Raw genomic sequence first — 11,748 nt, 5'->3', positions numbered from 1 at the left:
CGTCGCCTTCGCCAAGCTGCAGGGGCTGGTCACCGGCAAGCCGCTGGTCTTCCCGATGCAGCACCCGCTGAATGCGGCGCTCGGCGTGCTGACCGTCATCCTGATCGGCTGGCTGGTGCAGTCGAACGCCGATACCGCGATGTGGCTGATCGTCGTCGTGGCGCTGGCGCTCGGCTTCCTGCTGATCCTGCCGATCGGCGGGGCCGACATGCCGGTCGTCATCTCGATGCTGAACAGCTATTCCGGCTGGGCGGCCTGCGGCATTGGCTTCACCCTGCAGAACAACCTGCTGATCATCACCGGCGCGCTGGTCGGCTCCTCGGGTGCGATCCTGTCCTACATCATGTGCAAGGGCATGAACCGCTCGATCTTCAACGTCATCCTCGGCGGCTTCGGCGGCGAGGCGGCGGGGGCGTCGGCTGGTGCCAAGGGCCCGCAGGGCAGCGTGAAGGCGGGCTCGGCCGAGGACGCCGCCTACATCATGAAGAACGCCCAGTCGGTGATCGTCGTCCCCGGCTACGGCATGGCGGTGGCGCAGGCCCAGCACGCCCTGCGCGAGATGGCCGACACCCTCAAGCACGAGGGTGTGGACGTGAAATACGCCATCCACCCGGTGGCGGGCCGCATGCCCGGCCACATGAACGTGCTGCTGGCCGAGGCCAACGTCCCCTACGACGAGGTGTTCGAGCTGGAGGACATCAACCGCGACTTCGGCACGGCGGATGTGGCCTTCGTCATCGGCGCCAACGACGTGACCAACCCGGCGGCCAAGACCGACAAGGCCAGCCCGATCTACGGCATGCCGATCCTTGATGTCGAGAAGGCCAAGACGGTGTTCTTCATCAAGCGCGGCATGGCGGCCGGCTACGCCGGCGTCGAGAACGAGCTGTTCTTCCGGCCGAACACCATGATGCTGTTCGGCGACGCCAAGAAGGTGACGGAAGAGGTGGTGAAGGCGATGGAAGCGTAAGGGGGTTGTTGGACGTGGAAGCGCGCCGTTCCGGTTGGGGCGGCGCGCTTTTTCGTTTTGGGGAGGTTAGGTGGGGGCATCCGGCAGCCGACGCTATCCCACCACCAGATCGTCCAACCTAAACCCGGCGATCTTGTAAATCTCCTCCAGCGCGCGGCCGAACTCCACCTCCGGCTCGTTCGCCACGCGGGCACGCATCGCCGCCAGAATCTCCGGCTTGCTGCTGAACCGCACCGCCATGATGAAGGGGAAGCCGAAGCGCTCCCGATAGGCGCGGTTCAGGTCGCGCTGCTCCTGCGCCTCCGCCTCGGTCAACTCGTTCAGGCCGGCCCTGGCCTGCTCGGTCTGCGAGAAGGCGGTCAGGTTGGCCGGGCGGCTGGCGCGGTCGGCAAGGTCGGGGTGGGAGAGGATCAGCGCGCGCTGCCGCTCCGTCCCGGCGTTGCGCACGATGTCGGTCATGACGGCGCGCAGGGTGGCGGCATCGGCGAAGGGCCGCTTCTCCCAGGCGGCGTCCGCCACCCAGGGGCTGTCCTCGAACACCGCGCCCAGCGCCGCGACGAAGGCGGCGCGGTCCATGCGGTTCAGGTCGTCCAGGCTGTAGGGCATGGCGGGATCTCTCACGTCGGGGCGTAGGGGTGTTCGGCGACCCAGTGCCGGGCGATGTCGAGCCGCGTCGCCACCCACACCTTGTCGTGCGACCGCACATAGTCGAGGAAGCGGGCCAGCGCCGCGGCGCGTCCCGGCCGACCGACCAGACGGCAATGCAGCCCGACCGACAGCATCTTCGGCGCCGTCTCGCCCTCCGCATACAGCGTGTCGAAGCTGTCCTTCAGGTAGGCGAAGAACTGGTCGCCGCTGTTGAAACCCTGGTTGGTGGCAAAGCGCATATCGTTGGCGTCGAGCGTGTAGGGCACGATCAACTGCGGCCGGCCGTGGCGGTCGTCCCAATAGGGCAGGTCGTCGGCGTAGGAATCGGCGTTGTAGACGAAGCCGCCTTCCTCGGCGACCAGCCGCCAGGTGTTTGGGCTGCAGCGCCCGAGATACCAGCCGAGCGGGCGTTCGCCGGTGACGCGGGTGTGGACCTCGATGGCGCGCAGCATGTGCTCGCGCTCCACTTCGGCCGGCAGATGCTGGTAGTCGATCCAGCGCCAGCCATGGGTGGCGATCTCCCACCCGGCGGCCTTCATCGCGGCGACGACCTCCGGGTTGCGCTCCAGCGCCATGGCGACGCCGTAGACGGTGATCGGCATCGCGCGTTCGGTGAACAGCCGGTGCAGCCGCCAGAAGCCGGCGCGGGAGCCGTATTCGTAGATCGACTCCATGTTCATGTGGCGGGCACCGGGGATCGGCTGGGCGCCGACGATCTCCGACAGGAAGGCCTCCGACGCCGCGTCGCCATGGAGGACGCAGTTCTCGCCGCCCTCCTCGTAGTTGATGACGAACTGCACGGCGACCCGGGCGCCGCCCGGCCATTTGGCCTGCGGCGGGGTGGCGCCATAGCCGATCATGTCGCGGGGGTAGCCCTGGGGCTGGGCGGTGTCGGTCATCGTCGTCTCGCTTTTGCGCTGCGGTCAAAGCGGGGACTAGGCTAAGCCATTGGTGGCGGGGGGTTCAATCGGCGGATTGGGCGCGGCGGTGAAGACAGTTTCCGGATTTTCGCGGGTGGGCAGGGAAGAGTGGTTGGGCTTAGGCTGTGGTTCGATGACGAGTTGTTGTTGCGCGTGCCCCCTCCCTAACCCTCCCCCGCTCTCGCGGGAGAGGGAACTCCGCTGAATTGCCGCAAGGCTCCTGCCCCCTCTCCCGCGGAGCGGGGGAGGGATGGGGAGGGGGCCGTCACAGCGACCACTCAACCCCAAGGAGACCGCACACCCATGGGCCGCCTGACCACCCACGTCCTCGACATCGCCGCCGGGCGTCCGGCGCCTGGCCTGCGCATCCGCCTGACCAGCCTCGACACCGGCACCGTGCTCGGCGAGTTCACCACCAACGCCGACGGCCGGCTCGATGCGCCCGCCCTCCAGGGTGATGTCTTCAAGCCCGGCCGCTACGAGCTGCTGTTCCTGGTCGGCGAGTATTTCCGCCGCACCGGCGCCATCAGCGGCCCCGACGCCGATGACGGCCCCGATTTCCTCGACGAGGTGCCGCTGCGCTTCGGCATCCGGGACGCCTCCCAGCATTACCATGTCCCGCTGCTGGTCTCCCCCTGGGCCTATTCGACCTATCGCGGCAGCTGACGCCCTATCCCCCGTTCGCGCCGCTTTCCAGTCTGTGGAAAAGGCAACCCATTGATTTGCCGCACCAGCGATCCGCGCGCTTAGCTGTCCTCACGAACAATCGCGTATTGAGTGAGGAGCCGAGCGATGGCGAGAATGACGGCGGCGGAAGCGGCGGTGCGGGTGCTGGAGCGGGAGGGCATCGACGTCTGCTTCGGCGTCCCCGGCGCCGCGATCAACCCCTTCTACGCGGCGATGCAGCGGCGCGGCACGATGCGCCATGTGCTGGCCCGCCATGTCGAGGGCGCCTCGCACATGGCCGAGGGCTACACCCGGGCCAACGCCGGCAACATCGGCGTGTGCATCGGCACCTCCGGCCCGGCCGGCACCGACATGATCACCGGCCTCTATTCGGCGATCGCCGACTCCATCCCGATCCTGTGCATCACCGGCCAGGCGCCGCGCGCCCGCCTGCACAAGGAGGATTTCCAGGCAATCAACGTGCCCGACATCGCCCGGCCGGTGACCAAGTGGGCGCTGACCGTGCTGGAGCCGGCGCAGGTGCCCTACGTCTTCCAGCAGGCTTTCCACCTGATGCGCAGCGGCCGGCCCGGCCCGGTGCTGATCGATCTGCCGATCGACGTCCAGATGGCGGAGATCGAGTTCGACGATGAGGCCTACGAGCCGCTGCCGGTCTACAAGCCGGCCGCCACCCGCGGCCAAGTCGAAAAGGCGCTGGCGATGTTCGCGGCGGCGGAACGGCCGCTGGTGGTCGCCGGTGGCGGCATCATCAACGCCGACGCGTCGGCCAAGCTGGTCGAGTTCGCCGAGCTGCTGGGCGTGCCGGTGATCCCGACGCTGATGGGCTGGGGCACCATCCCCGACGACCACCCGCTGATGGCCGGCATGGTCGGCCTGCAGACCGCCCACCGCTACGGCAACGCCACCATGCTGAAGTCCGACTTCGTGCTGGGCATCGGCAACCGCTGGGCCAACCGCCACACCGGTTCGGTCGAGGTCTACACCAAGGGCCGCAAGTTCGTGCATGTCGACATCGAACCGACCCAGATCGGCCGCGTCTTCATGCCCGATCTCGGCATCGTCTCGGACGCCGGCGCCGCGCTCGACCTGTTCATCACGGTGGCGAAGGAATGGAAGGCCGCCGGCAAGTTCAAGGACCTCGGCGCCTGGGCCAAGGACTGCCAGGGCCGCAAGCGGTCGATGCACCGCCGCAGCGACTTCGACCAAGTGCCGATGAAGCCGCAGCGCGTCTATCAGGAGATGAACAGCGCCTTCGGCCAGGACACCACCTACGTCACCACCATCGGCCTGTCGCAGATCGCTGGCGCGCAGTTCCTGCACGTCTATAAGCCGCGCCACTGGATCAACTGCGGCCAGGCCGGCCCGCTGGGCTGGACCCTGCCGGCGGCGCTCGGCGTCCGGGTGGCCGATCCGAAGCGGCGCATCGTCGCGCTGTCCGGCGACTACGACTTCCAGTTCATGATCGAGGAGCTGGCGGTCGGCGCCCAGCACAAGCTGCCCTACATCCATGTGCTGGTGAACAACGCCTATCTCGGCCTGATCCGGCAGGCGCAGCGCGCCTTCCAGATGGATTTCCAGGTCCAGCTCTCGTTCGAGAACATCAACGCGCCGGAGATCGGCGTCTACGGCGTCGACCATGTCGCGGTGGCCGAAGGGCTGGGCTGCAAGGCGATCCGCGTCACCGAACCCGACCGCATCCAGGACGCCTTCGCCCAGGCCCAGGCCTGGATGGACGAGCATCAGGTGCCGGTCGTCGTCGAACTGGTGCTGGAGCGGGTGACCAACATAGCGATGGGCGCCGACATCGACAGCGTCACCGAGTTCGAGGAGACGCTGGACCTGCCGGTGGACGAGAGCGAGACGGTCCTGGTCTGACGATCCTGTCCTGCTGGGGAAAGCCGCCGGGGTGCCGATGCGCTCCGGCGGCTTTCTTTTTTGGCGGGCTTGCTGCATCGCGCAAATTCCCTCGCCGCAGAGTGCGTGCTAGCGTCCCTGGCGACCCGCAACCCACCGGTCCGGCAGGGAGTCTCCGCGAGCATGGCGTTGCTTGAGAACATGCGCATCTTCGTCCGCGTCGTCGAGCTGGGCAGCCTGTCGGCCGCCGGACGCAACCTGCGCATGTCGCCGGCGATGGTCAGCCATCGGATCCAGCAGTTGGAAACCCATCTCGGCGTCCGGCTGCTGAACCGCACGACGCGGCAGTTGCAGGCGACCGAGACCGGCATGGATTTCTACCAGAGCTGCCTGGAGGTGCTGGAGGCGGTGGAGCGCGCCCACAGCAGCATCGCCGCCGGCTCCGGTGTGCCGTCGGGCAGCGTGCGGGTGACGGCGCCGCTGGGGTTCGGTCGCCGCATCCTGGCGCCCCTGGTTCCCGACTTCTGCGCCGCCCACCCGCTGGTCGAGGTGCGGCTGCGGCTGTCCGACCATCTGCTCGACCTGCTGCGCGAGGCGGTGGACGTCGCGGTGCGGATGTCGGCGCTGAAGGATTCCAGCTTCGTCGTGCGCAAGATCGCCGACGTCCGCCGCGTGCTGGTGGCGGCGCCGTCCTACCTGTCGGAGCGCGGGCGGCCGGAGAAGCCGGCCGACCTGTCCGGCCACAACTGCCTGCTGCTGCGCTTCCCCGGCACCCAGCAGTATCAATGGTCGGTGCTGGAGAACGGCCAGCCGGTCAAGCTGCCGGTGTCGGGGCGCTTCGACGCCGACGATGGCGACGTGCTGACCGGCTGGGCGCTGGACGGCCGCGGCGTCGCCATGAAGCCGCTGTGGGAGGTGGCGGAGCATCTGGCGAGCGGCGCGCTGGTGCCGGTGCTGCCGGACTGCCCGCCGGAACCGGTGACGCTGGCGGTGCTCTACCCCCACCGCGCGCTGGTCCCGGCCAAGGTGCGCGCCTTCGCCGACCACATGGTGCCGAAGATCAAGGCGGCGCTGACGGCGATGTCGCCGGATGCGATCCTCTAGACCGGTGTTTGCCGCGCGTTCCGGCACCCTTCTTGAACGATCGCGCAGATCTTGCGAACGGACGCGCATTCATCGTTCGATCTCCGGCGCCTATCGTCTCCGTCGCACCCAACGGAGACGATTCATGCACAGCTCATCACCCACCACCAAGGTCGTGGCGATCACCGGGGCGAGCAGCGGCATCGGCGAGGCGACGGCTCTGCGTCTGGCCCGGTCCGGCGCGAAGCTGGTCCTCGGCGCCCGCCGGGCGGACCGGCTGGAGGCGCTGGTCCAGCGCATCGCGGCGGCCGGCGGCGAGGCGGTCTTCCGGCCGACCGACGTCCGGCGGCGCGACGACCTGACGGCCCTGGTCGGGCTGGCCTGCGAGCGGTTCGGACGGCTCGATGTCCTGGTCAACAACGCCGGGATCGGTCCGATCTCGCCGCTCGACGATTTGCGGGTGGCGGATTGGGAGGACATGGTGGACGTCAACATCAAGGGCGTCCTCTACGGCATCGCCGCGGCGCTGCCGGTCTTCCGCGCCCAGGGAAGCGGGCATATCGTCACCACCGCGTCGACCGCCGCGCACCGCATCGTGCCGACGATGGCGGTCTATGCCGGGACGAAGGTCGCGGTGCGCGCCATCTGCGAAGGGCTGCGGCAGGAGGCCGGCGACACTCTGCGGGTGACCGTCGTCTCGCCCGGCGTGATCCGGACCGACTTCATCGACAGCATCACCAGTCCGGAGGTGCGGGCGCGGCACGCCACCTCACGCGACGCCCTGGGGATCCCGCCGGACGCCATCGCTCGCGCGATCGCCTTCGCCATCGACCAGCCCGCCGATGTCGACGTGGGCGAAATCATCGTCCGCCCCACCGCGCAGGCCTGACCGTTCCACCGACCGCCCACCCGGCGCATGGCGGCTGCGGTAGAGGCTCGGCGCCATCCCGCGCGTGCGCTTGAAGGCGTTGCTGAACGCGCTTTCCGACGTGTAGCCGAGCGACAGGGCCAGGGCGGACACCGGGGTCGTGCCGTGGCGCAGCTCCCGTTCGGCCAGCCGCATGCGCCAGTTCAGCAGATAGGTGAGCGGCCCGACCCCGGCCGCCGCCTTGAAGCGCACGGCGAACGCCGTCCGCGACATCCCGACCGTCCGCGCCAGCTCGCCGAGCTGCCAGGCGCGGCCGGGATCGCCGTGCATCAGTCGCAGGGCGGGGGCAATGCGCGCGTCGCGCAACGCACCGGCCCAGCCGAGCCCCAGCGAACCGGAGGTGGCGAGATGGGCGCGGATGATCTGGACGAACAGCATCTGCGCCAACTGCCCGGCCACCAGGGTGGTGCCGGGCCGCCCGCCGGCCAGTTCCGTGCCGAACTGGTCGAGCAGCCAGCGCATGGCCGGCGCCTCCGGCGCGCCCGAGCGAACATGGATCAGCGGCGGCAGGGCGTCCCGGATCAGGTCGCCATGCCGGGGGTCGAGGGTGACATGCCCGCCGACCGCCAGGAACTCCGCGCCGTTGCCGACGGTCACCTGATCGCTTCTTGCGGGATCGTCGGCCGCCATGGCGAAGGCGCGGGCGCCATCCTCCGCCGGCACCGCGAGGTCGCTGGCGAGCCGGTAGGGCCGCTCGGCGGCCAGCATGACCACGTCGCCGGTGTCGAGGCGCCGCGGCTCCCTCGTTCCGCCACTGGCCATTCCGCCACTGCCCATCCCGCCACGGGCTTCCCCGTCGACGGCCAGCCAGCCGCTGCCGGCCATGATGGCGATGAACTTGACGACTCCCGGCGGCGGGAAGCGCAGCGCCCAGGCGCCGCCGGCCGCCAGCCGCCCGGCGACGGTGCAGCGGCTGCCCGCCAACGTCAGGATGTCGGACAGGGGATCGCCGCCTGGGGCAGGGCGGGCCTCCACCTCACACCCCTCGTGAGCGCACCAGCAGCAGTCGCGCCTCGTCGGCGGCGCGCAGCAGGCGGGGCAGGAACTGCACCTCCATCTCCGGGCAGGTGACGCGGGCGGCCTGGGCGCTGACGTTCATCGACGCCACCACACCGCCGGCGGCGGTGCGGATCGGCACGGCGATGGAGCGCAGGCCCAGTTCCAGCTCCTGGTCGACCAACGAGAAGCCGCGCTCGCGCACCCGCTCCAGCTCGCGCTTCAGCGCGTCGGGCGCGGTGATGGTGCGTTCGGTGAAGGGCTTCAGCGGCACCCGCGCCAGATAGGCGTCGAGGTCGGCTTCCGGCATCGCCGCCAGCAGCACCCGGCCCATCGAGGTGCAGTAGGCCGGCAGGCGGCTGCCGACGTTCAGCCCGACCGACATGATCCGCTTGGTCGCCGCACGGGCGATGTAGACGACGTCGTCCTCGTCCAGCACGGCGGCGGAACAGGATTCCTGCACAGCGCCGCTGACCTGCTCGATCAGCGGGTCGAGAATCGTCGCCAGCGGCGCCGACGACAGGAAGGAATAGCCCAGCGCCAGGATCTTCGGCTTCAGGAAGAAGCTGCGGCCGTCCGACCCGGCATAGCCCAACTGCATCAGCGTCAGCAGGCAGCGCCGCGCCGCCGCCCGCGGCAGGCCGGTGATCTTGGCGATGTCGGCGATGGTCAGGTTCGGCTCACGCTCCGTGAAGGCGCGAATCACCGACAGGCCGCGCGCCAGCGAGGTCATGAAGTTGGGATCCGCGGCCTCGTCGGCGGCGCTTGCCGTGGCGCCTTCGGCCTGCGCCTGGGTGTCGGCCATGGGCGGGTTCCTTCCCCTGGAACGGATGGTCAGCCGTCAAAATAGTGCGATTATCGCGCATTGACCAGAAAAAACGCACCAACCCGGACCCAACTCCGTCGGCGGCGGAAATAGTTCGAGGTTCCCGCAATTGTCCTTGCGCGGTGTCTGGCATCTGGTATACCGTATCGATAATGCAAAACGACGCGCCAGAGGGCGGTTATCCAAACGCTCGCACAGGAACGCTCACGACAACAAGCGGCGCCGCCGGCGTCGGCGCGCAAAGGGTCGGAACCGTGATGAACCGAGAACGATTTGCCGTGGAGCCCCTGGAGCAGGGGATGAGTTTCAAGGCGAAAGCCTACCAGTCGCTGCGCCAGGCCATCACCCAGATGAACATCTACGGCCAGAGCAGCGAGATCCGGTTGGACGAGCGTCGCCTGTGCGAAGCGTTGGGTGTCAGCCGCACGCCGGTGCGCGAGGCGATGGCGCTGCTGGAACAGGAGGGGTTCATCCGCTCCCAACCGCGGCGCGGGATCTTCGTGGTTCGCAAGACGAAGGCCGAACTGGTGGAGATGATCACGGTGTGTGCCGCCCTGGAAGGCATGGCGGCCCGCCTGTTCGTCGAGAACGCCACCACGGAAAAGCTGGAACTCCTGCACGCCGCGTTCGACAAATACACGAAAGCCGAGTTGGCGGAGCATGTCGCCGAATATTCCGACGCCAACATCGTCTTCCATCAAAGCATCGTCCAGGCTTCGGGCTCCAGCCTGATCTCGGACCTGACCGACCGCTTCTTCATTCATATGCGTGCGATCCGTCGCGCCACGATGGGGCTCGGCGATCGTGCCGACCAGTCCATCCACGAGCATCGGGACATCATCGAGGCGCTGGCCGCCCGCGATGCCGATCTCGCGGAGCGTCGGGTGCGCGAACACACGCTCGGTCTCGCACAGTACGTGGAACGGCACTGCGCCTTCCTCGACTAACCGGTCTTGAACCTTTTTTGGAGCCTCGGGGAGGAGTCACCCATATGTCTACTGCGGCTGCAACGATCACTAAGAACCTGGCCACGGAAGCATCTGTTGTCGAAGACGCGCCGGCACTGACCGACGGCTTCCAGCTCGTCATCGACGCGCTCAAGCTCAACGACATCAACAACCTGTATGTCGTCCCCGGTATCCCGATCTCCGACCTGCTGCGCATGGCGCAGGCCGAGGGCATGCGGGTCGTCTCGTTCCGTCACGAACAGAACGCCGGCAACGCCGCCGCCATCGCCGGTTTCATGACCAAGAAGCCGGGCGTGTGCATGACCGTGTCGGCGCCGGGCTTCCTGAACGGCCTGACCGCGCTGGCGAACGCCACCACCAACTGCTTCCCGATGATCCTGATCAGCGGTTCCTCGGAGCGCGAGGTCGTCGATCTCCAGCAGGGCGACTATGAGGAGATGGACCAGCTCGCCATCGCCAAGCCGCTGTGCAAGGCCGCCTTCCGCATCCTGCACGCCCAGGACATCGGCATCGGCGTGGCGCGGGCCATCCGCGCCGCCGTGTCGGGCCGTCCGGGCGGCGTCTATCTCGACCTGCCGGCCAAGCTGTTCTCCCAGGTGATGGACGCGGCCGAAGGCGCCAAGTCGCTGGTCAAGGTGGTCGATCCGACCCCGGCGCAGTACCCGTCGGCCGAGGCGGTCGACCGCGCGCTCGACCTGCTGAAGGGCGCCAAGCGTCCGCTGGTCATCTTCGGCAAGGGGGCGGCCTACGCCCAGGCCGACGACACCATCCGCGCCTTCGTCGAGAAGAGCGGCATCCCCTTCCTGCAGATGAGCATGGCCAAGGGCCTGCTGCCCGACACCCATCCGCAGTCGGCCGGTGCCGCCCGCTCGCTGGTGCTGCAGGAGGCCGACGTGGTCATGCTGGTCGGCGCGCGGCTGAACTGGCTGCTGTCGCACGGCAAGGGCAAGACCTGGGGCAAGCCCGGCTCCAAGAAATTCATCCAGATCGACATCGAGCCGAAGGAGATGGACAGCAACGTCGAAATCCAGGCTCCGCTGGTCGGCGACATCGCGTCCGTCATGGAGGTCCTGCTGAAGGGCATCGAGGGCGGGCTCACCCCGCCGACCGACTGGATGACCACCGTCGCGTCGCGCCGCGAGCAGAACATCGCCAAGATGGCGCCGAAGCTGATGAGCAACGCGTCGCCGATGAACTTCCACGGCGCGCTGGGTGCGCTCCGCCGGGTGATCCAGGAACGTCCGGACGCCATGCTGGTGAACGAGGGCGCCAACACGCTCGACCTCGCCCGCGGCATCGTCGACATGTACCAGCCACGCAAGCGCCTGGACGTCGGCACCTGGGGCGTGATGGGCATCGGCATGGGCTACGCCGTCGCCGCCGCGGTGGAAAGCGGCAAGCCGGTGCTGGCGATCGAGGGCGACAGCGCCTTCGGCTTCTCCGGCATGGAGGTGGAGACGATCTGCCGCTACAACCTGCCGGTCTGCATCGTCATCTTCAACAACAACGGCATCTACCGCGGCACCGACACCAACCCGACCGGCGGGGCCGACCCGTCGCCGATGGTCTTCGTGCCGGGCTCCCGTTACGACAAGATGATGGAAGCCTTCGGCGGCGTCGGTGTCCACGTCACCAACCCGGACGAGCTGTACCGCGCGGTCAGCGCGGCGATGGACAGCGGCCGGCCGACCCTGGTCAACGCCGCCATCGATCCGGCGGCGGGCACCGAAAGCGGCAACATCGGCAGCCTGAACCCGACCAGCAGCGTGCGCAAGATGCCGTCCTGAAACGGCACGCGCAACCGACCATCACGACGTTAGAGAGCAGGGGAGAGACAGATGGGCAAGGCACTTCAGGGCGTGCGGATC

Annotated in this window: 11 protein-coding genes; 7 read left to right on the top strand and 4 right to left on the bottom strand. The window is 68.5% G+C overall.

What is annotated here, in order from left to right:
• Positions 1-970: NAD(P)(+) transhydrogenase (Re/Si-specific) subunit beta (locus tag TSO352_RS21250; RefSeq protein WP_109110781.1), on the top strand; the 970-nt coding region annotated here is incomplete at its 5' end.
• 93 nt (positions 971-1,063) lie between these two features.
• Here TSO352_RS21250 and uraD read toward each other — a convergent pair.
• Both uraD and puuE read right to left on the bottom strand, forming a co-directional pair.
• Positions 1,064-1,576 carry a 2-oxo-4-hydroxy-4-carboxy-5-ureidoimidazoline decarboxylase gene (gene uraD / locus TSO352_RS21245; protein ID WP_109109225.1) on the bottom strand — a complete coding sequence of 171 codons (513 nt, stop codon included), beginning with the start codon at positions 1,574-1,576 and terminating at the stop codon, positions 1,064-1,066.
• An 11-nt stretch (positions 1,577-1,587) separates the two neighbouring features.
• The gene (gene puuE / locus TSO352_RS21240) at positions 1,588-2,517 is read right to left on the bottom strand and encodes an allantoinase PuuE (RefSeq protein WP_109109224.1); all 930 of its coding nucleotides are present in this window, start codon (positions 2,515-2,517) and stop codon (positions 1,588-1,590) included.
• A 324-nt stretch (positions 2,518-2,841) separates the two neighbouring features.
• Here puuE and uraH point away from each other — a divergent pair, with 324 nt between their 5' ends.
• The 4 genes from uraH to TSO352_RS21220 all read left to right on the top strand — a co-directional run bounded on the left by uraH (position 2,842) and on the right by TSO352_RS21220 (position 7,051).
• Positions 2,842-3,204, top strand: coding sequence for a hydroxyisourate hydrolase (uraH, locus tag TSO352_RS21235; RefSeq protein WP_109109223.1), 363 nt, complete (start codon positions 2,842-2,844; stop codon positions 3,202-3,204).
• Positions 3,205-3,330: 126 nt separating this feature from the next.
• Positions 3,331-5,100 carry a glyoxylate carboligase gene (gcl, locus tag TSO352_RS21230; protein WP_109109222.1) on the top strand — a complete coding sequence of 590 codons (1,770 nt, stop codon included), beginning with the start codon at positions 3,331-3,333 and terminating at the stop codon, positions 5,098-5,100.
• Between the two features lie 162 nt (positions 5,101-5,262).
• Entirely contained in the window at positions 5,263-6,183 is a 921-nt protein-coding gene (locus tag TSO352_RS21225; protein WP_109109221.1) for a LysR family transcriptional regulator, read from the top strand.
• Positions 6,184-6,307: 124 nt separating this feature from the next.
• Positions 6,308-7,051, top strand: coding sequence for an SDR family oxidoreductase (locus TSO352_RS21220; RefSeq protein WP_109109220.1), 744 nt, complete (start codon positions 6,308-6,310; stop codon positions 7,049-7,051).
• Here TSO352_RS21220 and TSO352_RS21215 read toward each other — a convergent pair.
• The gene (locus TSO352_RS21215) at positions 6,932-8,065 is read right to left on the bottom strand and encodes an AraC family transcriptional regulator (protein WP_146210778.1); all 1,134 of its coding nucleotides are present in this window, start codon (positions 8,063-8,065) and stop codon (positions 6,932-6,934) included. The two genes, TSO352_RS21220 and TSO352_RS21215, sit on opposite strands and share 120 nt — an antisense overlap.
• Before the next feature lies 1 nt (position 8,066).
• The gene (locus tag TSO352_RS21210) at positions 8,067-8,891 is read right to left on the bottom strand and encodes an IclR family transcriptional regulator (RefSeq protein WP_109109219.1); all 825 of its coding nucleotides are present in this window, start codon (positions 8,889-8,891) and stop codon (positions 8,067-8,069) included.
• A 173-nt stretch (positions 8,892-9,064) separates the two neighbouring features.
• Between TSO352_RS21210 and TSO352_RS21205 the strand changes: the two genes are divergently transcribed.
• A complete protein-coding gene (locus TSO352_RS21205) occupies positions 9,065-9,859 on the top strand; it encodes a GntR family transcriptional regulator (protein ID WP_247872292.1) in 795 nt (264 codons plus the stop codon).
• A gap of 44 nt (positions 9,860-9,903) precedes the next feature.
• Entirely contained in the window at positions 9,904-11,667 is a 1,764-nt protein-coding gene (gene oxc, locus TSO352_RS21200) for an oxalyl-CoA decarboxylase (protein WP_199231687.1), read from the top strand.
• Positions 11,668-11,748: the final 81 nt, after the last annotated feature.

It is taken from the genome of Azospirillum sp. TSO35-2 (genome assembly GCF_003116095.1).
GTDB lineage: Bacteria > Pseudomonadota > Alphaproteobacteria > Azospirillales > Azospirillaceae > Azospirillum.
This window is presented reverse-complemented; position numbering and strand designations above follow the sequence as displayed.